Below are 25,779 nucleotides of genomic sequence, written 5' to 3' on the forward strand. Positions count from 1 at the left end.
GCTCCCTTTTTCATGGGTCAGGGCTGACTCATTCGCTGACGATGGCCTTGCCTGCCATCACCATGGCGGTGCCGTGCTTGCCACCGGCGGCGGTGACCTGAGGCACGCCGTCTTCGTCGGTGTCCTTGCCGGCGCCGTCGATGACGTTCTCACCGGAGTCACCGATCCACTCGGCCATCTGCATGCCGCCGTTGACGGTGCCACGGAACCAGCTCACGTAACGCTGGGTCAGCTGCGCCAGCTCCAGCTCGGGGGCTTTCTCAGCGCCTTCGTTGCGCAGGTTCAGCATGGCGGAGCGCAGGGCACCCGAGATGGCGGCCTGGGTCCAGGGGGTGTAGGTGCCCTGTTTGCCTGCCAGCCAGGTGCCGGCCTTGGCGTTGAAGAACGCCTTGTCGGTCGCGATGAACAGCTCGCGCGCGGCGCTGCGGTACTTGGCATCCGAGGTGGCCAGGAAGGCCGCCGTCAGGCCACGGATGGCGGCAAACTGCGCCTCGATGGATTGACCCGCATCCGGCTGGCCACCCAGGGTCAGACCGTCATGGACCAGACCGTTCTTGCCCTTGAGCTGCGCCAGGATGAAGTCGGCCTGCTTGCGGATGAGCGCGAGCGCCTGCTGACCTTGCGCGGTTTTCAGGTTCAGCTCGCCGTTGTCACCGGCGGCGTAGCCGACCGGCAGGGCATCCTGGGCACGCTGGAAGATCTGCAGGGCGACCAGGGTGTAAGCGGCGTCGAAGGTGGTGACGTGCTTGCCCTGTTTGCCGGCCTGCCAGCTGTCGACCAGGGTACCGGCCTTGGGCTCGAAATGCAGGGCACTGAGGTTCTTGAAGGTCAGGTTGGAGAGGTTGAGGGCCAGGGAGAAGGCATCCTCGCCCGCGACCTGCTTGGCGGCCTCGTTGCCCTTGTTGGCGGCCGGTGCGGCGGCGAAGGGGGCACCGTCAAACACGGCGTGGAAGGCCGGGTTCTGGTTGGTGTTGGCGCTGCGCTGATCGGTGAAGGCGTAGAACTCGGACAGGGGCCACAGCAGCATCCAGGCATCGCGCAGCTGGGCAGAGCCATCCACGACCTCCAGCTTGCCGATGGCGCCGACCTCATTCTTGGTGGTTTCGGTCACTTTCACCTGATGGGGGAAGTAGACGATGCCCTTGGCGGGATCGTATTGCGGTGTGATCCTGGCACCCAGTTGCTTGCCGTCGAAGCCGAGCTGACCCTGCAAGATGGCCAGCTTGTCGATGGACTGCTCGGTCAGCATCATGCCGTTGAAGCCATCGGCGGCGGAGACGCCGAGCTTGTGCTTGCCATCCTGATCCATGGTGGCGGAGGCCGCCTCAACTTCTTCATCGCTCTCGGCCACGTGCATGCCGCCGAGGAAGTCCTGGGACCACATCACTTCCTTGAGCAGGATGCCGCCCACGGCCGCCGGGTTCAGCAGGCTGTCGGAGCCGCTCCAGCGCAGGGTGGCGTAGTCACGGAAGTAGGCGGGGACCTGGGTCTTGACCGCTTTCTCGGTGCCCTTGGCGGTCTTGATGGTGAGCTGATCGCCATTGACCGGGGTGGTGTTCACCCCTTGCGCAAACTCCGGATTGGCGGAGGCGTAGGGCAGGGAGAGGGGATACATGCCTTGCGGCACTTCGTCGGCCGGGAAACCGACCGCCTCGGCCATGGCCAGCACCCGCTTGCCCAGATCGGCCAGGGTGCCGCCGCGGGCCAGGTTCTGCGGCCCGTTCACCAGATGGGGGCCCATACCGGACTGATAGTTCAGGGCATACATGGCTTCTTCGGAGTATTCATAGGATTCGATGCCGGCGGCGAAGTCGAACGGAGTCGGCTCATCGGCACGGTTGGCATCCAGCACGTCCAGATCCAGCCCCAGCGCCTCGGCCAGCGGCTCACCAGAGAGCTCGAATTCGGTGTAGGCCAGCATGCTGGCGGCGGTGTTGAATGTCTTGTCTTCTACCTTGACGGCGGCGTGTGCGGCGCCGCTGAGCAGTGCACAGGCGATCGCCTGCACCAGTACGGTTTTTCTCATGTCCTTTTCACCATATGTTTGATTTTATTATGACGCTTCTCAGAATCGAAATGAGAATGGTGTGCATTATGGGGCAAGGCGAGGGGCTTGAGAAGAAAAAAACCGCCCCCGAGGGAGGGGGGCGGCGCTGGCTTTACATCAGTTTGAAGGGGATCACCAATCGGCCGGGTTCCACCTTGAGCGCCTCGACCTTGTCCTTGATCCTGGCCTCGTTCTGGCGGCTGCTGTCGAGCCGATAGATGGGGGTCTGGGAGAGGAACAGGGAGAGCGACTGGTTGAAGGTCGGCAGCAGCGGGGTGAGGGCGGCCCCCACATCGGCCGGCTCGGTCTTGACCGAGATGAGCTCGAGATCGCGCAGGTAGATGGCGCCCTGCTCGGCCACGTAGTCGGGGCGGGCGCTGAGGGAGAGGCGAATGCGCATCTGCTGGCTGCCGAGCGGGCTCGCCACCTGCAGATCGCCGGCGGCATCCAGCTCGACCCGGTCGGCGCGGCTGCGGCCGATGCGGCTCTGCAGATCGTCGAGGCGGATCTTGCTCGACATGATGCCCGGGATCCCTATCTCTTTCTCGAAGGCGACCCTGTCTTTCAGGTATTGGTTGATCTCGCCCTCGCTGACGTTGTACTGGGTGAGCGAGCAGGCCGCCAGCAGCAGGCTGAGGGGGAGCAGAAGCAGGTGCTTTAACATGGATGGTTTCATCTCGACGGGTGACAACAGGACATGGCGCCATCTTAGGGGCAAAGCGGGGCGGCCGCCAGCCTGGCCGACGCCATCCCGTTTCTGTCGCATCCCCCATATGGGCATGGCAATTTGTTTTCATTCGAGTAGCGTCGCCAACCCAGGCGCCGGCGGGCCAGCGCTGGCGTCATCGGCCCAATACCCACAGATAAACTCCAGTTTTATCGACAAAAAATCCCATTGACCGGGCGATTTCAAAGCGAGTATTTTACCGCCGCACAAAATCAAATTGATAATCATTATCATTTTGAATCTTTTTTGAGGGTGTAAAGTGAATACTCTTGTGATGACCAATGCCGCGCCCGTCCAGACGGGATCGCCGCCCGATTTCTTGTTTACCTCGGGTCAGGGCTCCCTTCGCGCCTATGACCTGGGTCAGCCCATCAGCACCCCCGCCTGTGAATGGTCTCTGCTCGAGCGGCAGATAGTCCAGGCCCTGGCAGTCGCGCAGGACTCAGGCCAGGCCAACCCGCTGCTGATCGGCGCCTTCGCCTTCGATCCGGCCGAAGCCTCCTGTCTCTATGTCCCCGGCCGCTATGAGCGAGGGGAGCGCAGCGCACCCGAGGCGGTGCCCGCCATGGCCAACCAGGTGATCTCGGCCAACAGCACGCCGGCCGCCGCCGAGTTCAAGTCTTCGGTCAGCGCCGCGCTGGATGCCTTCGCCCAGGGGACGCTCGCCAAGGTGGTGCTGTCGCGCAAGCTCAAGCTGCAGCTGAGCCAGGCCGCCGATCCCGAGCAGGTGCTGGCGCGCTTGATGACCCAGAACCCCAACGCCTTCCACTTCTCGCTGCCACTGGGGCAGGGCCGTCGCCTGCTCGGCGCCAGCCCGGAACTGCTGCTGCGGGTCAGTGGGGGCGCCGTCTTCACCCATCCGCTGGCCGGCTCGGCCAAGCGTGGCGGCGAGCCGAAGCAGGATGAGGCGGTAGCGCGCAAGCTGCTGGCGTCCAGCAAGGATCGGCATGAACATCGCCTGGTGATCGACGAGATCCGCCGGGTGTTGGCCCCCCACTGCCGCGAGCTGGCCATTCCGGCCGAGCCCTCCCTGATGAGTACGGACACCCTCTGGCATCTGGGCACCCCCATCGCCGGTCAGCTGCATGCGGGGCAGGCCTCGGTGCTCTCCCTGGCCTGCCAGCTGCACCCCACCCCGGCCCTGTGCGGCTATCCCACAGATCTGGCGCGCCAGTTCATTCGTGAGCAGGAGCCGTTTCAGCGCGCCCTGTTCAGCGGCATCGTCGGCTGGTGTGACAGCCAGGGCAACGGCGAGTGGGCCGTGGTGATCCGCTGCGGCGTGCTCGATGGCCACCATGTGGAGCTGTTCGCCGGCGCCGGTATAGTCGCGGGCTCGGATCCCGCCATGGAGTGGGCCGAGACCGGCACCAAGCTGGGCACCATGCTCAAGGCGCTCGGTTTAGAGCCGGAGGTGGCGCTATGAAACAGCACTACCGCCTAGGCTTGCCGAGCTGGCAGCCCAATCCCAAGGCGCTCGGCCTAGGAACTGAGGTGGCGCTATGACCCAGCCCACTACCTTCCTGCCTTACAGCCGCTGGCCCCAGGATCTGGCCCAGCAGTATCGCGCCAAGGGTTACTGGCGCGGCGAGCCCCTGACCGCCATGCTGGCCCGCCAGTGCGGGTCGGCGCCGGATGCCCCGGCCATTCTCTGCGGCGAGCGCCGCCTCAGCTACCGCGAGCTCGATGCGGGCTCGACCCGGCTGGCCGCCAGACTCGCCCATCATGGCTTCAGGGTCGGCGACACCGCCCTGGTGCAGCTGCCCAACGTGGCCGAGTTCTATCTGGTGTTCTTCGCCCTGCTCAAGGTCGGGATAGCGCCGGTCAATGCGCTGTTCAGCCACAACCGGCTGGAGCTGGCCTCCTATGCCGAACAGATCAGCCCCAGGCTCTTTATCGGTTCAGTCACCCATCCGCTGTTTGCAAGCGGGGATCGCAGCGGTGAACTGCTGCAAACCATGGGTGCCGAGCTGGTGCTGCTCGATGGCGACGCCGGGACACGGGGGCTGGCCCACTGGCTAGGCCCACAAGAGCTGGGCCCCGCAGAGGCTCCCGACTCGGCCTATGGCCCCAGCCCGGCGGACGAGGTGGCCTTCTTCCAGCTCTCCGGCGGCAGCACCGGTACCCCCAAGCTCATTCCCCGCACCCATGACGACTACTACTACAGCGTGCGCCGCAGCAACGAGATCTGCGGGCTGGGGCCTCACACCCGTTACCTCTGCGCCCTGCCGGCCCCCCACAACTTCCCCCTGAGCTCCCCCGGCGCCCTCGGCGTGTTCGACGCCGGCGGCGCCGTGGTGCTGGCGCCGGATCCCGGCCCCATGAGCTGCTTCCCGCTGATAGCACGCCACGGGGTCAACCTCTGCTCGCTGGTGCCGCCGGCGGTCTCCCTCTGGTTGCAGGCGGCGGAGGCCGATGCCTCGGTGCGCGCCCAGCTGGGCAGCCTGGCGCTGCTGCAGGTGGGCGGCGCCAAGCTGGCCGAGGCGGTGGCGAGCCGGATCACCCCGCTGCTCGGTTGCCAGCTGCAACAGGTGTTTGGCATGGCGGAGGGGCTGGTCAACTACACCCGGCTGGATGACCCGGACGACAAGATCATCCACAGCCAGGGCAGGCCCATGTGCCCGGATGACGAGGTGCGCATCCTGGACGAGGAGGGCAACCCGGTCGCCCCGGGGCAGCCCGGCGCCCTGCACACCCGCGGCCCTTACACCTTCCGTGGCTACTACCAAAGCCCGGCCCACAACGCCAGGGTGTTCGATGCCGAGGGCTTCTACTGCTCCGGCGATCTGGTGGTGCAAGACCAGGATGGCTACCTCACCGTGGTGGGGCGGCAGAAGGATCAGATCAACAGAGGCGGCGAGAAGATAGCGGCGGAAGAGGTGGAAAACCAGCTGCTGCACCACCCGGCCATCACCCAGGCCGCCCTGGTCTCCATGCCGGACAGCGCCATGGGGGAGAAGAGCTGTGCCTTCATCGTCACCACAGAGCCCGGCCTCAAGGCGCTGGCCCTGCGCAAGTTCCTGCGCGGGCGCGGCGTCGCCGAATTCAAGTTGCCGGACAGGTTCGAAATCCTCACTGCGCTGCCCATGACGGCGGTGGGCAAGATTGACAAGCAGGGACTGCGGGCGCGGATCGCCCGGTCGCTCGCGACAACAGACTGACAGCTCAGGCTATTACCGCTTAAAACTAAAAAGGAATCATACCGTTATGGCTATCCCAACCCTCAGCGCCTACGCCATGCCCAGCCAATGGAAGGCCAACAAGGTCAGCTGGACCCTGGAGCCGCGGCGCGCCGCCCTGTTGATCCACGACATGCAGGAGTACTTCACCGCCTTCTATGGCGAGCACAGCCCTCTCATCCGTGATCTCACTGCCCGGCTCGCCGCGGTGCGCCGACACTGCAAGGCCCTCGGCATCCCGGTTTACTACACGGCCCAGCCCAAGGATCAGGCGCCGGAAGATCGCGCCCTGCTCAACGACATGTGGGGACCGGGGCTGAACAAGAGCCCGGAGCTGCAGCAGGTGGTGGCACCGCTGCGCCCCGAGCGGGACGATGTGGTGCTGGTCAAGTGGCGTTACAGCGCCTTCCAGCGCTCCGAGCTCGAGCAGATGCTCAAAGCCCAGGGCCGGGATCAGCTCATCATCGGCGGCATCTACGGTCACATCGGCTGCATGATGACTGCCTGCGACGCCTTCATGCGCGACATCCAGCCCTTCTTCCTGGCGGACGGGGTGGCGGACTTTTCCCTGGCCGATCACCAGATGGCGCTGGACTACGTGGCGACTCGCTGCGGCAAGGTGATCCTCTGCGCCGAGGTGCTGGCCATCGCGGCAGCGCCCAAGTCTGAACAGCAGAACCCGCTGCTGACCTACGACGGGCTCAAGGCCCGGCTGCTGAGCCATATCGACGAGGACGAGGCCGAGTTCGACCCGGACGAGAACCTCATCGACTATGGCCTCGACTCGGTGCGCATCATGTCCCTGCTCACCGAATGGCGCGCCGCCGGGGTGGAGCTCGGCTTCGTGGACCTGGCCAAGCTGCCGAGCCTCAACGGCTGGTGGCGACTGATCGAAGCCAAGCTGGCCGAGCAGAAGACCCGGGAGGTGACCCCATGAGTCGCTTCCCCCTCACCATCCCCCAGCAGGGGCTCTGGTCTGGCCATCTGCTCAACGATGACAAGGCGATGTTCAACACCGCCGAGTGCATCGCCTTCGATGGCAAGGTCGACGGCGCCGTGCTGGTGGCCGCGCTCACTCAGGCGGTGAGCGAGTGCGAGGCGCTGCAGGGTCACTTCGACGCTGCCAGCGAGCCGGTCTGTTTCGTCTCCCAGCCGGCGTCCCTTGCCTATCGCGAGCTGACGTTGGCCGAGGGCGACGAGGCCGCCGCCCGCGCCTGGGCCTGGGCCGATCTGCGCCGCCCGTTCGAGCTGACCGCAGAGTCCCCCTGCCGCTTCGCCCTGCTGCGCGGCCCCGGCCGGGATTACCTCTACAGCTGCGTGCACCACATCGCCCTAGACGGCTTTGGCACCACCCTGCTGTTCCAGCGTATAGCCGAACTCTATGGCGAAGGGCTGGCCGGGGTGGTGCATTCACCGTCCCCGTTCGGCCTGCTCGATGAGGTGCTGGCCGAGGAGCTGACCCGGGATTCGAGCGGCAAGAACGCCGCCGCCCGCGCCTTCTGGCAGGAGCAGTTGCAGGACTGGCCCGAGGTGCGCTCCTTCAGCGAGTCCCGTGCCCCCATCGCCGCCGAGTTTATCCGCGAGAGCCGCCCCCTGCCGGCGGCGTTGTGGCAGACCCTGGTGCGCTTCGCCGATGACAACAAGCTGGGCTGGCCCGATCTGCTGCTGGCCGGGCTCTCGGCCCAGTTGTCGCTTGCGAGTGGTCAGAGCCAGACACTGCTGGGCCTGATGATGATGAACCGCATCGGCTCGGCGTCCCTCACCGTGCCCTGCATGCAGATGAACATCACCCCGCTGGCGCTGGCACTCGATGAGGAGCTGGATCTGGCGGGGGCCGCCGGCGCCGTGGCCAAGGCCAAGCGCGGGGTGCGCAAGCATCAGCACTATCGCTACGAGCTGCTGCGCCGCGACCTTGGCCTGGTGGGCGGTGACAAGCGGCTGTTCGGCCCCCTGGTCAACATCATGCCGTTCGACCACGCCCGCCGCTTCGGGCCGCTCAGTGCCCACATCCTCAACATCAGCGCCGGGCCGGTGGAGGATCTCACCATCGAGATCCAGGTCGGGGCCGACGGTCAGCCCAGGCTGGATCTCGATGCCAACCCCGGCTGCTACCGGCAGGCCGAGCTGGCGCAGATCGCCGATACCCTGTTCACCCTGCTGGGCCGCTGGCTGGCCGAGCCTTCCCTGACCCTGGGGACCCTCAAGGCCGACTGGCTGGCGGAGCAGCGGCTGGATGCGCTGATCACGGGCCCGGCCCATGAGGTGATCAATGTGCGCCCGGTGCTGGACGCGCTCTGCCACTTCGCCGCCCAGACCCCCCACAAGATCGCCCTGGAGCAAGGGGAAGCCAGCTTCAGCTACGAGGCGCTGCTGGCACGCAGCGAGCAGATGGCCTCGGCCCTGCAGGCCGCAGGCGTGCAGCCAGGGGAGCGGGTCGGCGTCATGCTGGCGCGCAGCCCCCAGGCCATCTTCGCCCAGCTGGCGGTGCTGCTGGCCGGCGCCGTCTATGTGCCGCTCGACCCCGAGCAGCCCCTGGAGCGTCAGGGCCACATATTGCGGCTGGGGGAGGTGAAGAGCCTGATCACCCAGGCGGAGTATCGCCACAAGCTGGCCAGCCTGTTCGAGGGGCGCACCCTGCTGGTGGGGGATCTGGTGAGCGAAAACCGCCTCTGCCAGCCGGCCGCCGGCGGCGCCGTCGCCTACCTGATGTTCACCTCGGGCAGCACCGGTCTGCCCAAGGGGGTGGCGGTCAGTCACGGCGCCCTGGATCACTTCGCCGCCGCCGCCCGCTGCCGTTACCACCTGGATGCGGGGGCGCGGATGCTGCAATTCGCCCCCTTCAACTTCGACGCCAGCATCGAGGAGGTGTTCGCCACCCTGAGCGCCGGCGCGACCCTGGTGCTGCGCACCGACGCCCTGCTCGAATCCATCCCCGCCTTCGTGGCCGGGGTGGAGGAGCTGGGGATCACCCACCTCGACCTGCCTACCGCCTTCTGGAACGAGTGGGTGGTGTCGCTGGGATCGGACCAGGCCCAGATCCCGGCCCGGCTCGCCACCGTCATCATCGGCGGTGAGGCGGTTTATCCGGAGCAGCTCGCCCAGTGGCAGCGGCAGGGCCGCACTGATGTGCGTCTGTTCAACACCTATGGCCCCACCGAGACCACGGTCGTGGTCACTACTCATGAGCTGCAGGGGGAAGACCCGAGCCAGGCCCAGCTGCCCATAGGCCTGCCGCTGCCCGGCATGCAGGCGCTGATCCTGGGGGCGGGGGAGCAACCCGCCGAGGAAGGGGAGCTGGTGCTGCTCGGCCCCCAGCTCGCCAACGGCTATGTCGGCAGCGCGCAGAGCGCGAATGTGGGGAGTGCGCAGAGCAGTTTCGGCACCCTGCGGGTCGGCGCGCAGGAGAGGCCCGTCTATCGCACCGGCGACAGGGTGCGCTGGGTGGCCGGCCGTCTGGTCTACCTGGGTCGCCGTGACAACGAGTTCAAGATCAGCGGCTATCGTATCCAGCCCGGTGAGGTGGAGGCCCAGTTGCTGGCCCTGCCCGGGGTGGATGAGGCCTGCGTGCAGGGGGTGAGCATCGGCAGCGTGCGCCGGCTGGTGGCCTTCGTGGCCGGGGCCGAGCGCGACAGCAGGGTCATCAAGGGGCTGCTCGCCAAAGTGCTGCCCGCCGCCATGATCCCCACCGACTATCGCCACTACGATCAGTTGCCCCGCACCGGCTCCAACAAGCTGGATCGCAAGGCACTGCTGGCCCAGTACCAGGCCACCGACGAGGCCCTGGTGCTTGGCAGCGAGACCGAGAACAGGGTCGGTGCCATCTGGCAGCAGATCCTGGGGCTGGCCACCATGGCGCCAGGGGACAACTTCTTCGAGCTGGGGGGCCAGTCGCTGCAGACCATCCAGATAGTGAACCGGCTCGGCGCCGAGTTCGGGGTGCAGGTCAAGGTCTCCGATGTGTTCGATCACCCGCGCCTCGACGACTTCTGCCGCTTCCTCGACGGCAAGCTGACCGAAGACGAAGAGAGCGTGGAGATGGTGTGGTGATGGGGACAAAGATGAAACAGGAGCAGTCCAAAGTGGCCTTTGATTTCAGTGGCAAGCGGGTCTGGGTGACCGGCGCCGGCCGTGGCATAGGGCGCGAGGTGGCGGAGCAGTTCGTCGCCGCCGGCGCCTCTGTGGTGGGGCTGGATCGCGACTTTCCTCATGGGACTTACCCCTATGCCATCCGCACGCTCGACATCCGCGACCCGCAGGTGGTCAACGCCTGCTGCGAGCGGCTGCTGGCAGATGGCGGCCTGGATGTGCTGGTCAACGGGGCAGGGGTGTTGCGCCTCGGCCCCACCGAAACCCTGAGCGACGCGGACTGGGATGACTGCATGGCGGTCAACGCCAGCGGCGTCTTCTATCTGCTGCGGGCCCTGGTGCCCCACTTCAAGGCCCAGCGGCGTGGCGCCATCGTCACCATAGGCTCCAATGCGGCCCATGTGCCACGGATGCAGATGGCGGCCTACTGCGCCTCCAAGGCGGCGGTGACCAGCCTGACCCAGACGGTGGGGCTGGAGCTGGCGCCCTTCGGCGTGCGGGCCAACCTGGTGTCGCCGGGCTCGACCGATACCGAAATGCTGCGCGGTATGCTGCCGGATGAGGCCGCGCTGGCCCGCACCATTGCCGGACTGCCGGCCCAGTTCAAGCTCGGCATTCCGCTGCGCAAAATCGCTACCCCGAGCGAGATAGCCCACACAGTCCTCTTCCTGGCCTCGGATCTGGCCAGTCACATCACGCTGCAGGATCTGGTCGTCGACGGCGGCGCCACACTAAGTGCCTGATTGCACACCGCCTAGAAGAGCCAGAGGTAATTTATGAACAATATGATTGCGCTGCTTCGGCAGCTGGAGCACCAGGGGGTGAAGCTCGCCCTGAACGACAAGGGCCAGCTCATCTCCCAGTCGAGCAAGGAGGCACTGACCCCCGCCATCGGCGCCCTCATCAAGCAGCACAAAGAGGCGCTGGTGCGCTGCCTGGCCGCCCGCGCCGCCTTCGAGGTGCCGATAGAGGGGCAGGGCGCCCTGCGGGGGCCGCTCTCCTCCTCCCAGAGCGGGCTCTGGTTTATCGAGCAGTATGAGGAGGCCTCCCACCTCTACAACATGCCGGTCTACTTTCGTGTCAGCGGCGAGCTGGACACGGCCGCGCTGGAGTTTGCCTTCGATCGGCTGTTCGCCCGCCACCCCAGCATGCGTACCCGCTTCGTCAAGGACGAGGCGGGCCGGGGGGCCCAGGAGATACTACCCCACCAGCCCTTCAAGCTGCGGATTGAAGATGTGAGCCAGCAGCCGCAAGCCGAGCGCGAGGCTTATGTGGCCGAGCGAGTGCGCGAGGAGATAGGGCGCCCCTTCTCCCTGGTGCAGGGGGATCTCAGCCGGGTGCACCTCATCCGGTTGGGGGCACGGGAGCATGTGCTGCTGATCACCCAGCACCACATCATCTCCGACGGCTGGTCGGTCAAGAACATGTTCGCCGATCTGAAACGCGCCTTCCTCGCCCATCAGAACCGCGAGCCGCTGGATCTGGCCGAGCTGCCGCTCACCTATCTCGACTATGCCCGCTGGTTCAACTCCCCGCGTTTTCTGGATTACCACGCCGAATTCAAGCCGTTCTGGGTGGACCGCCTCGGCGGCAGCCCCGAGGTGCACAGCCTGCCGCTGGACAAGCCGCGCCCTGCCCATCAGGCCAGCGGCGGCGAGCTGGTGTTCTCCACCATAGACAACGCGCTGTGGGACAGCTTCAAGCGGCTGTGCCAGCGTCACAACACCTCCAACTTCATCGGTCTGCACGCCCTGTTTGCCCTGCTGATGGTGCGCCAGAGCGGGGAGAAGGAGGTGGTCATCGGCACGCCGCTCGCCTACCGCGAGCGCCACGAGATTGAGTCCCTGGTGGGCTTCTTCGTCAACACCCTGGTGCTGCGCACCAGGCTCGAGGGCAACCCCAGCTTCGTCGACTATTTGCAGCAGTGCCGGGAGGAGGATCTGGCGGCCTTCGATCACCAGCTCTACCGCTTCGAGGCGCTGGCCGAGGCCATAGGGGCGGATCGCACCACCGCCATCAACCCCATCTTCCAGATCATGCTGGTCTATCAGGCCAAGGTGGACTTCAACGATCTCATCCCCGGCTGCCAGCTGGTGGAGGAGACCTCCCCCATGCTGCCCGCCAAGACCGATATCTCGGTCAAGGTGACAGAACTGATGGACTCGGTGCGGGTGGACTGGCTGTTCGCCACCGCCCTGTTCGAGCGTGCCACCATCGAAGGCTATGCAGACAGGCTGCTGCACCTGATGCGCGCCGTGGTGGCGGCCCCCGACACCGACATCTGGCAACTGCCGCTGGAGGCGGGGATGGACAGGGCCGCACTGGCCGCCGAGCTCGCCAGCCTGCCGGTGGATTACCAAAGCCGCGACACCCTGCTCTGCCAGTTCGAGCGCCAGGCGGCGGCTAACCCCGCGGCCCCGGCGGTGAGCGACGGCGAGGGCGCCCTGAGTTATGGCGAGCTGGAGGCCAGGGCCAACCGCCTGGCCCACTGGCTGCTGGCACAAGGGGTGACCCCGGGCGCCGCCATCGGCATTCAGGCCAAGCGGGATCTCGCCTTCGTCATCGCGCTGCTCGCCAGCTGGAAGGCGGGGGCGGCCTATGTGCCGCTCGATCCTGCCTATCCCGCCGAGCGACTGGCCCATATCCTGGGTGACGCCAGCATCAAGCTGGTGCTGGGGGGGGAGCAGGATGCCAGGCTCGCCGAGGCGCTGACCGGCGCCGATGCCGGCTACCACAATCTGCATCGGCTGGTGCTGGAGTCGCTGCCATGCAGCGTCCCCGCCGTCTCGCGGGATGCGGCCATGCTGGCCCAGATCATCTACACCTCCGGCAGTACCGGCCTGCCCAAGGGGGTCATGGTGGAGCAGGGCAGCCTGGTCAACCTGATGGCGGATCATGCGGAGCGTATCGAGCTCGATCGGAGTGGGGCCATGTTCAACTGCATGTCCCTGTCGTTCGATGCAGGCAACATGACCACCCTGCTGCCGCTCTCTTGCGGCGCGGCCCTGCACTTCGGTGAACCGGGGGAGGGGGTGATCGCCGCCGCCATGGCGTGCGGCGCCAGCCACATGATCCTGCCCACCGCCTTGCTCGCGAACCTGCTGCCGCCGGCGGATCTCGGTTCCCTCAAGGCCATCAGCTTTGGCGGCGAAGCCTGCCCGAGCAGCCTGGTGGAGCGCTGGGGGGAGCGGGTTGCGCTTTACAACATGTACGGCCCGACCGAGTGCACCGTCACCGCGCTCTGCGCGCGGCTCGTGCCGGGTCAGCCCATCACCATAGGCCAGCCCATCAACAATTTAAAAGCGCTGATCCTGGACGAAGGGGGCAACCTCTGCCCCGTGGGGGTGCCGGGCGAGCTCAGCCTGAGTGGTCTGGGTCTTGCTCGTGGCTACCTCAATCTGCCGGAACGCACCGCCGAGGCTTTCGTCGAGCTGACTCACGACGGTCGTACCCATCGCCTCTACCGCACCGGCGATCGGGCCCTGCTGCGCCGCGACGGCAAGGTTCAATATCTGGGCCGGCTTGACGAGCAGATCAAGCTGCGGGGCTATCGCATCGAGCCCGGCGAGATAGAGACGCAAGTCGCCGCGCTCTGCCCGGCCATCCGCCAGATCAAGGTAGTGGTGCAGGAGGGCCGCCTGCTGGCGTACGCCTGCCTGCATGAGGGGGCGAGCGAGCCGGATGGCGAGGCCCTGCTGCAACGGGCCGGCGAGTGCCTGCCCGAATACATGGTACCGGCGCGGCTCTGCTGGCTTTCCGAGATGCCGCTCACCCCCAACGGCAAGCTGGACCTGCGCCGCCTGCCCGCCCTCCAATGGCAGGAGAGCCAGGGCGAGCCACAGGGCGAGCTGGAGCAAACGGTGCTCGCCATCTGGCAGGGGGTGCTCAAGCAGCCGCTCGGGGTGGAGGATGACTTCTTCCGCTTAGGAGGGGATTCCATCCTCAGCATCCAGCTCTGCACCCGGCTGCGGGATGCGGGGCTGCACTGCAGCGTCAAGGACGTGTTCGAGGCCAAGACGGTGCGCCGCCTCTGCCGCCAGCTTGGCCAGCAACAGGCCACAAGCCACCAGACTGAGCAGGGGATCCTGGAAGGGGAATTCCCGCTGCACCCCATCCAGCACTGGTTCTTCGAGCAGGGCTTCGCCAAGCCGGGTCACTGGAATCAGGGGGTGATACTGCGCCTGCCCGAGGGGCTGCCGGATCGGCGTCTCGGTGACTGGTTGCAGACATTGCTGCTGCACCACGACGCCCTGCGTCTGGCCGTGACACCGGCGGGCCAGCGTTATCTCGGCGAGCCTGTGTTGCCGGCGCTGACCCGGCTGGATGCCTGGGCGCTCGGCGAGGCCGAGCTGCAGGCGCAGCTGACCCTCTTGCAGGGATCGCTGGATCCCGCCAGCGGCCAGACCCTGGCCTGGGCCCGGCTGCACAACCTGCCCGTCGAGGGGGAGGCGGAGCCCGTGGAGGGGCTCTTCCTGGCGTTCCATCATCTGGTCATCGATGCCGTCTCCTGGCGCATCCTGGCCGAGGATCTCGCTCGGCTGGCGCGAGGTGAATCCTTGCCCGCCAAGGGCAGCAGCTACCGCCAGTGGGGGGAAGGGCTGGCCGCCTATGCCAAACGGGAAGAGGATCAGCTTGGCTTCTGGCTGGCCCAGGGGGAGGGCAGCCAGCAAGGCTTGCTGGAGGCGCAGCGCGCCCCGGATGGCCGCGCCGCCGCCAGCCTGCTGCGGCTGGATGCCGACACCACGGCTCGCCTCATCAATGAGGCGAACCAGGCCCATTTCACCCGGGTGCCGGATCTGCTGCTGGCGGCCCTGACCCGCACCCTGAGCGATCTCGGTTACGGGGAAAACCACTGCCTGATGCTGGAAGGGCACGGCCGCGAGGTCATTGACGCTGAGGCCATTGACTCTGAAGCCAGAGCCCCCAAGCTCGATGTGAGCCGCACCCTGGGCTGGTTCACCAGCACCTATCCCCTGGCCCTGGCCAACAGGAGCGACTGGGGGGATCTGGTGTGCGACACCAAGGAGCGGCTGCGGGCCGTGCCGGACAAGGGGGTCGGCTTCAACGCCCTGCGCCTGTACCATCCCCGCGGGCGTGCGTTGCCACAGTCGGCCATCGTCTTCAACTACCTGGGGGTCTCCCACAGGGGAACGGCCGCCGCGCCCTGGCAGCCGCTGCCGGTGGCACCGGGCCAGCCCTCGGCACCGGACAACCTGCCGCGCGAACTCATCAGCCTGCATGGCGGCGTGTTTGATGGTTGCCTCACCCTGCGCCAGATCGGCGCCCTGAACCAGCAGGCCAGCGATGCCCTGATGGCGGCCCTGGGGGCCAATATCGAGGCGCTGGTCAAGGCCTGTTGCGCAGTCGAGCGACCGCGCCATACCCCGAGCGACTTCCCGGGCCTGCCGCTCTCCCAGCAAGCGCTGGACAGGGTGCTGGATCCGGCGGAGGGCGAGGTGGAGACACTGCTGCCCATGAGCTCCCTGCAGCAGAGCATGCTCTACCACAGGGCGCTGGCGCCTCGTGACACGGCTTACCACCTGCAGACCGAGATCGACTACCGCCAGGGGCTGGATGTGGCTGTCTACCAGGCCGCCTGGCAGGGGCAGCTCGCCCGCTGGCCCGTGCTGCGCGCCGCCTTGCTGGTGGAGGAGGGGGTCGCCCTGCAGCGCATACTGCGCCACGCCGAGCTGCCGTTCCACCACGAGGACCTGTCCGGCATGGCGGGGGCCGAGGCGGACATCGCGGCCTATCGCCAGCGGGATCTGGCCCATCCCATCCCGCTGGATGCGGCCCCGCTGCTGCGCATCGCCTGCTTCACATTGGCACCCGATCACCACAGGGTGATCCTGAGCGCCCACCACGCCGTGCTGGACGGCTGGAGCGGTCCTGTGCTGCTGGGCAGCCTGCATCGCCACTATCAGCAGTTGATGAACGGCCTGTCGCCGCAGCCAAGTCCGGATCAGGCCTGGCTCGAATTTGGCCGCCATAGCGCGAGTCAAACCGCCGCCAACCAGGCTTACTGGCAGGGGCGCAGCGACTTGCTGGCTCGGCCCAACGATCTGGCCGCCCTGTTCGGGGTGGCGCTGGAGCCGCACCTCACCCAGCGCTTTACGCAACATAAGCCGGCGGTCTGCGGCCAGACCCTGGCGCCGGAGATCTCGGCCCGACTGGAGGCCCGTGCCCGCGAGCTCGGTGTGACCACGGGCCTGCTGGCGCAATACGCCTGGCATCGGCTGCTCGCCCGCCGTTGCGGTGACGCCGTAACCCTGGTGGGCAACGTGACCCCGGGCCGGGACTTCCCCATCGAGGGGATCACCCAGAGCGTAGGGCTCTATATCAACAGCCTGCCGCTGGCCCTGGACTGGCGCACCGAGGGGACGCTCGAGCAGCACATAGCGCAGCTGCAGTCGGACTCCCTGACCCTGAACCAATATGGCACCCAGTCCCTCGCCGCCCTGACCAAGGGCCGGGGCCGGCTGTTCCAGAGCCTGTTCGTGTTCGAGAACTACCCCATGCCGGCGCGGTCCCAGACGCCTGAGCCCCATCAGCTGGTGCCGCACTTTGGTCGCGTCGTGGAGAAGGTGGAGCTGCCGCTCTCGCTGGTGGTGAATGCCCGCGGCGGTCTGCTCAACCTGCGCCTCGAATACGATGGCGAGTTGATCGCACCCGCCAGCGCCGAGGCGGTGCTGGCCCAGTGGCTCGCCGAGCTTGGCTGGCTGGCGCAGGCTGATCTGGCCCAACCCGCCCGCTTGACTGCTGGCTGCGTCCCTCGCCAGAGCGAACCGTTGCCCCTGGCAAAGGAAGATGAACCAGCGCAGGCGATGAGCCCTCAGGCGAACCAGTTGCTGGCCCTGTGGCGGCAGCACTGCGGCGAGGCGGCGTCCTGGCAGCAGAGTCTGCCTGAGCTCGGGGTGGACTCGGTGCAGCAGCTCGCCCTGCTGGCGGCCCTGAATCAGGCGTTCGCCGGGGCGCATGTTCCGCTGACGCTGCGGGAGCTCAAGGCGCAGGGGGCGCCTTGCACCCTGTTCAACCACTGGCTGGCGCGCCTGCCCGAGGAGGTGTTATGACGGTTTCAACCCCTGTCGCTACACAGGTCGCATTAAAGGCGGCGGGGGTCACCCCGCCCAATGCCGGGGAGTCTAGGGGGCTAGGCGCCCGCCTGGCGGACCTGCTGGGCGCCACGCCGCTGGCGCCCGCCATCGGCATGGACGGCCACTGGCTGACCTATGCCGGGCTGAACCTGAGGGTCGATCAGATAGCCGCCAGCCTGCAGGGACTGGCGGTGGGGGAGCGGGTTGGCCTCTACCTGACGCGCAGCCCGGATCTGGTGGCCAGCCTGCTCGCCTGTCTGCGGCTCGGCCTCTGCTTCGTGCCCCTGGAGCCGGACTTCCCGGTGGAGCGGCTGCAGGGCATCGCCCGTCAGGCCCGGCTCTCGGCGGTGATCTGCGACGTCGTGCTGGGGATGCCCGCGTTTGGCTGTCCGCTGCGAACCCTGCCTGCCCCGGGGCAGGGCGAGCGTCGCCCGCGGCCCACCTACCCCCAGGTGGACGATGCCCTGGCGGCCTACATGATGTTCACCTCGGGCTCCACCGGTGAGCCCAAGGGGGTGGTCATCAGCCGGCGGGCCCTGCTCTGCTTCCTCGACGGGATCCGCGAGCGGCTCGGGCTGACGCCCAGCTGCCACTGGCTCTTCATCACTACCCCGGCCTTCGACATCTCCCTGCTGGAGATGCTGGGGCCGCTCTGGAGCGGGGGTCGGCTGACGGTGGCGAGCAACCAGCACAACAAGGATCCGCTGGGGATGCTGGCGCTGCTGGCGGCGGACGCCTCCATCGACTGGATGCAGGCGACCCCGGCCTGCTGGCGCATGCTGCTCAAGGCGGGCTGGCAGGGCCATGACGGCCTCACCGCCCTGTGCGGCGGCGAGGCGCTGGATCCTGGCCTGGCCGAGCAGCTCTGTGCGCGCACCCGGCGGCTGTGGAACTGTTACGGCCCGACTGAGGCCACCGTCTGGTCCCTGGTGAGCGAGGTGCGCTGGCCCCCGGCGGAGGGGCAGATCACCATAGGCCACAGCCTGCCGGGCTACCGGCACTGGGTGCTGGACGAGACGGGGCGGCCGGTGGCCGACGGGGAAGCCGGGGAGCTCTGCATCGAGAGTCCGGCCCTGTGCGAGGGCTACTGGCGCAAGCCCGCCCTCACCGCGGCGGCCTTCCTGCGGCTGGATAACCACCGCCTCTACCGCAGCGGGGATCGAGTGCGCCGACTGGGGGTGGACCGTTTCCTCTATCTCGGGCGGCGTGACGATCAAGTCAAGCTGCGCGGGTTTCGCATCGAGCTGGGGGAGGTCGAGACGGCGCTGCGGCGCCAGCCCGGGGTGCAGGAGGCGGCGGTGCGGCTTATCGGGGAGGGGGACGAGGCCATGCTGGTGGGCTATGTGGAGGCCAGGGTCGGGGTGACGCTCAATCGACTGGCGCTGCGCAAGGGGTTGCAGGCCAGCCTGCCCCACTACATGGTGCCGGCGCGGATCCTGCTGCTGGATGCTCTGCCCAAGACCGGCAGCGGCAAGCTGGACCGAAAGGCGCTGCCCTTGCCGGAGTGAGGCGACGGGGAAAACTCAAGAAGCCGATAAACAAGAAGCCCGCAACGATGCGAGCTTCTCTTTTTGACGGGGGGGACGGGCAGGATCAGCGGGTAACAGGGGCCGCGTCCGGCTTGCTCATCAACTGCTCGACGTCCTCGATCACCCGCAAGGCCGCCTGGGGGCCGCCGGTGGAGGTCCAGAGCGACCCGTCCACGGCGCCGAAGCGCTTGGCCTTGATGGCACCGAGTTGCTGGAAGGCCGGGGTCTGCTCGGCCTGCTGCATGGCATCCACCGCATCGCCGCTGGCGCTCAGGGTGCCTATCACCAGCCAGTCCGCGTCCAGCAGGTTGAGGGATTCCAGGCTCAGGGCCGGGGAGTGGGGGCTCTTGTCACCGAGCTGGTGGGGCGGTCGGGCCAGGCCCATCTCCATCACCACGCTGCTGGCGAAGGTGCCGCCGTGCATGTAGCTCGGTCCCTTCGGGTTCCAGCGCACTATGCTGAGCCGCTCGCCCTGATGGGCGGCCAGCTGGGTGCGGGCCTGCTGCAGGCGGGCATCGTACTGGGCGAGGAAGGCCTTGCCCTCGGCTTCCTTGTTCATCACCTGGGCGCTGCGGCTGAACACCTCTTTCCAGGGCTGACCCCAGTTGCCGGTGACCACGGTGGGGGCTATCTCCTGCAGCAGGCTCAGCAGCTCGGGCTTGGTCTGGTTGGTCAGGATGAGATCCGGCTCGAGGTCTATCAGCCGCTCCAGGTTGGGGTTGTCCAGATCGCCGACCACGGCGATATCCGGGCCCGCCTTGTTCAGCAAGTAGCGCGGCAGGGTGGCCTGGCCGCGGCCGTTGACGGTGCCGACCGGTTGCACGCCCAGGGTCAGGGCCGTGTCCAGATCGAGCTCGCTCAGCACCACTATGCGCTTGGGCTGGGCGGGCACTGTCTGGGTCTTGCCGTTGGCATCGATCACCTGACGGCTGTCGGCCTGGGCCTGAACGCCGACCAGGCTGGCCAGCATCAGCACGGCTGCCAGGGGGGAGAAGATCTTCATGGTTACATCCTTATGGGTGAAATCGGCGGCACTCTTTGTTCGTATGACCTGTTCGTATGACCTGTTCGTATGACCTGTTCGTATGACCTGCTCGTATGGCCTGCTCGTATGGCCTGCCCCTATGCACTGCCCTGTTGCCTGCCGCCGGCAGGCAGAACCTGGGCCCCAAATGGGCGGGAACATGCTATCACAAGATCAATTGAGAAAGGTTGTCATTTGTATTTGTGTATCGGTCGGGGCGGCTTTGGTACCATGGGAGCCCATTGTGAGGATCCCCGATGCTCCCTTCATCTACAGTCACCCCTTCATCCACGGTCGCACCCTTCCTCCGGCAGACCGATGCCCTGTCACTGCCGGGGCTGGAGCCACTGCCCATCCACCGGATCCGCTTCGATGCCGCCGCCTTCAGCCCGGCCTGCTTCGCGGCGCACGGCATCCTGCTGCCCGCGACCCTGCAGGGGGCGGTGAGCAAGCGTCAGGGGGAGTTTCTGGCGGGTCGTCTGGCGGCCCGTCAGGCCCTGCGCCCCTATGGCCTGGGCGGCGAGACGGTGGCCATAGGGGCGGCCCGCGAGCCGCGCTGGCCTGCGGGGATGGAGGGCAGCATCAGCCACAGCCGGCTGTTGGGGGAGGGGGTGGCGCTGTGCGCGGCGCGCCCCGGCCGAGCCGGGCTCGGGCTGGATCTGGAGGCCTGGCTGGACGGCGGGCAGGCGGACCCGCTCTGGCCCAGCATCGTCGATGAGCAGGAGTGGGGGCGGTTGGAGTCGGGGGCCCGCGCCGCCGGGCTGGACAGGGCGCAGGGGCTGACCCTGGTGTTCTCGGCCAAGGAGAGCCTGTTCAAGGCGCTCCATCCCCGGGTGGGACGCTACTTCGACTTTCTGGATGCCCGCTGGCTGGGGATGACGGAGCAGAGCATCAGCCTGTGCCTCAAGACGGCACTTGCGCCAGACCTGCCCGCCGGCTGGCACTGCACCCTGCGCTGGCAGCGGCTGCCGGGGGGGCTGCTTACCCTGCTGGCGCTTTGAATCAGCCAGGACATCAGCCAATAAAAAACCGCCGGATGGGCGGTTTTTTATTCAGGCCTGTTGCTTGGTCACGGCATCGCCGCGCCGGCGCGGCACTATGACGGGGGCACCGTCGCCGGGGGCGTGCAGTATGTCGACGTCGGTCTGGTAGAGGCGGTCGATCAGGGACTTGGTCACCACCTCCCGGGCCGGCCCCATGGCCTGAACGCCGCCGTCCCCCAAGGCGATCAGCTCGTCGCAGTAACGGGCGGCGGTGGCGAGATCGTGGATGACGATGAGCACCGTCTTGCCCTCGGCGGTGATCTGGTGGATGGCCTCCATCACCTCGGTCTGGTGGCCTATGTCCAGCGCGCTGGTGGGTTCGTCCAGCAGTATGATGTCCGCATCCTGGGCCAGCACCATGGCGAGCCAGACCCGCTGCGCCTGACCGCCGGACAGCGAATTGGCGCTCTGCTGCCAGATGGCATCGAGCTGCATCCGCTCCCGGGCCCAGCGCACCATGCGCGCATCCTCCTCGCTCCACTGATTGAACCAGCCCTGATGGGGATGGCGGCCGTATTGCACCAGCTGCTCGACCCGGATGCCCGCCGGCACCAGCGGCCGCTGGGGCAGGTAGGCCAGCTCCCGGGCCAGCGCCTTCATGCCATAGCCCGTCAACGGCTTGCCCTTGAGCAGTATCTCCCCGGACTGGGGCTGCTCCTGGCCCGCCAGCAGCTTGAGCAGGGTGGACTTGCCGCCGCCGTTGGGGCCGACGATGCCCACCAGCTTGCCGCTGGGAATGCTGAAGGAGATGTCGTCGAACACGCGCTTCTGTTGATAGCCGAAATGGAGGCGGTTAACGCTGAGGGTCATGGTTCGGCTCCTGGTCTGATGAAGATGGTCTGGTTGAGAAGAGGGTGGAATTCATCGTCAGTCGGCCTTCTGTCGGTCTTTGATCAGGATGAACAGCAGCAGCAGGCCGCCGAGGATACGGGTCATGATGCCGGTGGCGACCTCGTGGGGGCTGGCCAGCACCCGCACCAGGGTGTCGCTCGCCAGCAGCAGCAGGGCGCCGCCCTGGGCCGCTATCCAGAGTGGCACTATGCGATCCCGACTCAGCCAGGAGGCGAGGATGGGGGCCGCCATGGCGATGAACACCACCGGGCCGCCGATGGCGGTGCCGAGCGCCGCCACCATGATGGCCTGGGCCAGCACCCCGAGCTGCACCCGGTTGACGTTTACCCCCAGCGTCTGGGCGGTGATGGGGCCGAGGCGCAGCACGCCGAGGGCGCGGGATAGATAAATGATCCAGGGGCAGATGAGCAGGATCAGTATCCCCACCGGCGCCACAGTGCCATAGCCCTGGCCGACGAAGTTGCCCATGTTCCACAGGTAGAGGCTGCTGAGGTGTACCAGGGACTGGGTGGACATGGCGAACTGGCCGATGGCGTTCATCAGCTCGGAGACGCCGATGCCGATCACCACGAACAGGTAGCCCTGCTCCCCCGGCTTGTTGCACAGGGCATAGAGCACGGCGGCGGCGAACAGGGCGCCGAGCGGCGCGGCCCACCAGGGCCAGCTGCCGAGGGTGAGGTAGAGGGAGAAGATGATGATGGCCAAGGAGGCCCCCTCGTTGACCCCTATCATGTCCGGGGTGGCGAGGCGGTTGCGGATCAGGGTCTGCACCAGGCAGCCGGAGAGGCCCATGGCGGCGCCCGCCACCAGCACGGCGACGATGCGCGGCAGCCGGATCTTGAACACCGTCACCTCGCTGAGTCGGCTCCCTTCGCCCAGCAGTGTCTGGATGACCCCCATCATGCTGATCTTGCCGGAGCCCAGGGTCAGTGCCAGCAGGGACAACAAGATCAGGGCCAAGATGAGCCCCATGGTGATCAGCCAGGCGCGGCGCTCCAGCAGCAGGGTACGGCTGCCGAGGCGCAGGCAGAGGGTGCCGGTGGGGAGGGGGGACTTGGGCACGGCGCCCGTAATGGCGTTATTCATGGGAGGTCACCTTATTTGACGGCCAGCAGGGAGCGGAAGCCGCCGCTGCGCACCACCAGGATGAGCACGGGGGCGCCGATCAGCGCCAGAATGACGCCGTTGGGCAGCTCGAATGGCTGCAGCAGCCAGCGCGCCAGTATGTCGGCACCGAGCAGGAACAGCACCCCGAACAGGGCGGAGAAGCGCACCTGGATGGCGAGGCGCACCGGTTCCACCAGGCGGGCGCAGTAGGCGGCCAGGAAGCCGACGAAGCCGATGGGGCCGGCGATGGCGATGGCGCAGGCGGTGAACAGGGTGGCGGCCAGGAGCACGCCGATGCGCACCCGGGTCGGCCGGATGCCGAGCGCCTGGGCCTGGTTGTCCCCCATCTGCATCAGGGTGAGCTGGCGGCACAGCGCCAGGGTCAGCAGCAGGCCCGCCAGGGCGAAGGGCAGCACCGTCAGCACGGCGTCCAGGCTGGAGGCGGCCAGCGACCCCAGGTTCCAGAAGCGGAACTGCTCCAGCACCACCTTGTTGGAGAGCAGCAGGAAGTTGGAGAGGCCGCCGAAGGTGGCGGAGAGAGCGACCCCCACCAGGATGAGCTTGAGCGGGTTGGAGCGACCCACCATCAGGCCGAGGCCGAGCACGACGAGGTTGCCAAGCAGGGCCCCCATGCCGGACCAGAGCAGGTAACCGTAGGAAGATTCGACGCCGAAATAGGTGAGGCCTATCACCAGGGCGAAGACGGCGCCGGCGTTGACGCCGAGCAGGCCGGGTTCGGCCAGGGGATTGCGGGTGGCGCTCTGCAGCATGGAGGCGGCGAGTGCGAGACAGACCCCCACCACCAGGGCCGCCAGGGTGCGGGGCAATCGCAGGGTATTGACTATCATGGCGAGTTTTTCATCGGCCACGAGGGCGGGATCGCCCAGCAGGAAACCGGCGACCTCGCGGCCACCATAGACACCGGCACCCGTGGCCAGTGACAGTGAAATCAGCAGGAACAGGAGAACCAATCCGAGCCAGAGCAGCTGTGTTTGGTGTCTTGACACCGGAGAACTCCTTATACCAGGGGACAGAAACGCAAAAAGGGAGCCCGCTTGGGCTCCCGCATCAGGGGGTCATTACAGCTTGTAGTCAACCCCGGCGTAGACGGTGCGACCTTCCAGGATGAAGTCGGCGTCGGTGGCCACCTGATCACGCTTGGTGTTGGTGAGGTTGGTGATGCCGAGCTTGAAGTCCAGGGCCGGTGTGACGGTCCAGTTGGTGTTGACGTCCAGGGTCTGGTAGCTGTCGGACTTGAACGCCTGGGCGTTGCGGGCCGGGACCTTGATGATCTGGCTGCCGACATACTGCCAGGCCAGGTTGGCGCTGACCACGTCGCTCGCCTGCCAGTCCAGGCCGAGGTTGCCGGTGTGATCCGGGGTCTTGGCCAGATCCTCGCCGGTGCTCTTGTCCTCGGAGTCCAGCAGGGTCCAGTTACCGGTCAGCTGCACGTTGTCCAGCACGTCGACCCAGCCGGTCAACTCGAGACCCTTGATCCTGGCCTTCTTGACGTTGAGGTAGGTCATCACGGTCGGACGGTAGCCCGGGCCCCACTGATCGCTCTGGATCAGATCCTCGATGTCGTTGTGGAAGCCGGTCACCCCGGCGCCGAAGTGAGCGGCCTCGTAGGCGGTGCCCAGCTCATAGCTGACCGCGGTCTCCGGCTTCAGATCCGGGTTGCCGACCACCTGGCAGGCGCCGCGGCAGGCGGTGGTGGAGAAGCCTTCGCTGGACTGGGCCAGGGTCGGTGCCTTGAACGCCTTGCCTGCGCCGCCCTTGATCACCCACTCGTCGGTCAGGGTGTAGAGCGCGTAGGCGCGGGGGCTGAATTCGGTACCATAGGTCTCGTGGTGATCGAGGCGGCCGCTCAGGGTCAGCGCCAGATCGCCGAAGCCGAACTCGTCCTGCAGGTAGACCGCGCTCTGGGTCGCATCCACGCTGCCGTTGGCGATGTTGCGGCTGTGCTCCAGCTCGGTCTTGCGCAGCTCGGCGCCCGAGGTGAGCAGGTGCTCGCCGAGGTAGCCACTGACCTGACCATCGACGGTGTTGTTGGTCTGGGTGACATCGGCGGCGCCGCCATTGAGCTGGGAGTCATCCATCAGATCGATCTGCTCGAAGTAGTAGCGGACCCGGCTGTCGAAGTGCTCCCAGCGGCCGTTGTGGGTCAGCCCCAGGCTCAGGCGATCGAGGTTCTGCACGTTGTGGGGGGTGGCCGGCGCCGTCGGGGCGCGGGGCACGTTGTTGAAGTAGCTGTCCATGTCGTTCTGGTTGTAGCCCAGATCGAAATCGATGTCCTGATTGTCGGCGACCAGCCACTTCAGGCTGGAGAGCACGTTGACCACTTCCCGTTTCTCCAGGGCGTCGGCGTCCGGGTTGTTGCTCTGATCGCTCTTCCAGCGATCCCGCTGATAGCCCTCGACCACTATGCTGCCGAGCAGCTTGTTGTCGATGAGGGCGCCGGAGACAAAGGCGCTGCCCTGGTTGGCATCGCCGCCATCCCCCTCGGTCGGCATGCTGTGGGTGTAACCCACGGCGGCCTCGGTCTTCTCCGTGGCCTGGCGCAGGATCACGTTGACCACACCGCCCAAGGCATCGGCACCGTACAGGGAGGAGACGGGGCCACGGATCACCTCGATGCGCTCGATGGCCGCCATGGGGATGGAGCTCAGGTCGAAGTCGTTGCCATAGGCGCTGCCCAGGGTCTCGCGGGCGTTGACGCGCTTGCCGTTGATCAGCAGCAGGGTGTAGTCGCCTCCCATGCCACGGATCTTGATCTCGTTACGGCCGGTGGGGTTGGTGGCAATGATGTTGACACCGGGCACGTGCTTGAGCGCATCGCCGATGTTGTTGACGTTCATCTTGTCCAGATCGGCGCGGCTCACTACGGAGACGCTGGCCGGGGCCGTGAACTCGGTGTGCTTGGTCTGGGTCGCGGTGACGACTATGGTCTCGTTGGCCTTGACCGATTCGGCCTGGGCCAGGCCCGGCAGGGCCAGCAGACCGAGGGAGAGCAAAATAGGGTTCAAGCGAAATACGCCAGGCTGCAACTGCATTGTCAAAACTCCATGAATAAACAGAGGTTATGGGTTCCGGG

General features: G+C 66.9%; 15 protein-coding genes. 8 read left to right on the forward strand and 7 right to left on the reverse strand.

Annotated features, from left to right (window positions below):
• Window positions 1-28 precede the first annotated feature (28 nt).
• Both EL255_RS08725 and EL255_RS08730 read right to left on the reverse strand, forming a co-directional pair.
• Window positions 29-2,026, reverse strand: coding sequence for a hypothetical protein (locus EL255_RS08725; protein WP_042653542.1), 1,998 nt, complete (start codon window positions 2,024-2,026; stop codon window positions 29-31).
• 133 nt (window positions 2,027-2,159) lie between these two features.
• Window positions 2,160-2,711, reverse strand: a complete 552-nt coding sequence (locus tag EL255_RS08730) for a lipoprotein (protein ID WP_042653543.1) — start codon at window positions 2,709-2,711, stop codon at window positions 2,160-2,162.
• A 337-nt stretch (window positions 2,712-3,048) separates the two neighbouring features.
• Between EL255_RS08730 and EL255_RS08735 the strand changes: the two genes are divergently transcribed.
• The 7 genes from EL255_RS08735 to EL255_RS08765 all read left to right on the forward strand — a co-directional run bounded on the left by EL255_RS08735 (window position 3,049) and on the right by EL255_RS08765 (window position 18,638).
• Window positions 3,049-4,197: an isochorismate synthase gene (locus EL255_RS08735; protein WP_269471673.1), complete on the forward strand. Its 1,149-nt coding sequence runs from the start codon at window positions 3,049-3,051 to the stop codon at window positions 4,195-4,197.
• Window positions 4,198-4,273: 76 nt separating this feature from the next.
• Complete coding sequence (locus EL255_RS08740) at window positions 4,274-5,932, forward strand: (2,3-dihydroxybenzoyl)adenylate synthase (RefSeq protein WP_042653545.1); 1,659 nt, start codon at window positions 4,274-4,276, stop codon at window positions 5,930-5,932.
• Between the two features lie 46 nt (window positions 5,933-5,978).
• Complete coding sequence (locus EL255_RS08745; RefSeq protein WP_042653546.1) at window positions 5,979-6,887, forward strand: isochorismatase family protein; 909 nt, start codon at window positions 5,979-5,981, stop codon at window positions 6,885-6,887.
• Complete coding sequence (gene amoF / locus EL255_RS08750) at window positions 6,884-9,997, forward strand: amonabactin biosynthesis non-ribosomal peptide synthetase AmoF (protein WP_042653547.1); 3,114 nt, start codon at window positions 6,884-6,886, stop codon at window positions 9,995-9,997. Before EL255_RS08745 ends, amoF begins: the two co-directional genes overlap by 4 nt.
• Window positions 9,998-10,029: 32 nt before the next feature.
• Window positions 10,030-10,779: a 2,3-dihydro-2,3-dihydroxybenzoate dehydrogenase gene (gene dhbA, locus EL255_RS08755; protein ID WP_042653753.1), complete on the forward strand. Its 750-nt coding sequence runs from the start codon at window positions 10,030-10,032 to the stop codon at window positions 10,777-10,779.
• A gap of 33 nt (window positions 10,780-10,812) precedes the next feature.
• A complete protein-coding gene (locus tag EL255_RS08760; protein WP_042653548.1) occupies window positions 10,813-17,106 on the forward strand; it encodes a non-ribosomal peptide synthetase in 6,294 nt (2,097 codons plus the stop codon).
• Window positions 17,103-18,638, forward strand: a complete 1,536-nt coding sequence (locus tag EL255_RS08765; RefSeq protein ID WP_042653549.1) for an amino acid adenylation domain-containing protein — start codon at window positions 17,103-17,105, stop codon at window positions 18,636-18,638. The genes EL255_RS08760 and EL255_RS08765 overlap by 4 nt, the downstream gene beginning before the upstream one ends.
• Before the next feature lie 85 nt (window positions 18,639-18,723).
• Here EL255_RS08765 and EL255_RS08770 read toward each other — a convergent pair whose 3' ends face one another.
• Window positions 18,724-19,662, reverse strand: a complete 939-nt coding sequence (locus EL255_RS08770; protein WP_042653550.1) for an ABC transporter substrate-binding protein — start codon at window positions 19,660-19,662, stop codon at window positions 18,724-18,726.
• A 278-nt stretch (window positions 19,663-19,940) separates the two neighbouring features.
• Between EL255_RS08770 and EL255_RS08775 the strand changes: the two genes are divergently transcribed.
• Window positions 19,941-20,684, forward strand: coding sequence for a 4'-phosphopantetheinyl transferase family protein (locus tag EL255_RS08775; protein WP_042653551.1), 744 nt, complete (start codon window positions 19,941-19,943; stop codon window positions 20,682-20,684).
• Between the two features lie 51 nt (window positions 20,685-20,735).
• Here the strand turns inward: EL255_RS08775 and EL255_RS08780 are convergent, their stop codons facing one another.
• From EL255_RS08780 to EL255_RS08795, 4 genes are all read right to left on the reverse strand, one after another.
• The gene (locus tag EL255_RS08780) at window positions 20,736-21,536 is read right to left on the reverse strand and encodes an amonabactin ABC transporter ATP-binding protein (RefSeq protein WP_042653552.1); all 801 of its coding nucleotides are present in this window, start codon (window positions 21,534-21,536) and stop codon (window positions 20,736-20,738) included.
• Window positions 21,537-21,593: 57 nt separating this feature from the next.
• Window positions 21,594-22,664: an amonabactin ABC transporter permease subunit 1 gene (locus EL255_RS08785; protein ID WP_042653553.1), complete on the reverse strand. Its 1,071-nt coding sequence runs from the start codon at window positions 22,662-22,664 to the stop codon at window positions 21,594-21,596.
• A gap of 11 nt (window positions 22,665-22,675) precedes the next feature.
• Window positions 22,676-23,692: an amonabactin ABC transporter permease subunit 2 gene (locus tag EL255_RS08790; RefSeq protein ID WP_042653554.1), complete on the reverse strand. Its 1,017-nt coding sequence runs from the start codon at window positions 23,690-23,692 to the stop codon at window positions 22,676-22,678.
• A gap of 72 nt (window positions 23,693-23,764) precedes the next feature.
• Window positions 23,765-25,738, reverse strand: a complete 1,974-nt coding sequence (locus tag EL255_RS08795) for a siderophore amonabactin TonB-dependent receptor (RefSeq protein ID WP_042653555.1) — start codon at window positions 25,736-25,738, stop codon at window positions 23,765-23,767.
• Between the last annotated feature and the right edge of the window lie 41 nt (window positions 25,739-25,779).

It is taken from the genome of Aeromonas encheleia (assembly GCF_900637545.1).
GTDB classification, from domain to species: Bacteria; Pseudomonadota; Gammaproteobacteria; order Enterobacterales; family Aeromonadaceae; genus Aeromonas; species Aeromonas encheleia.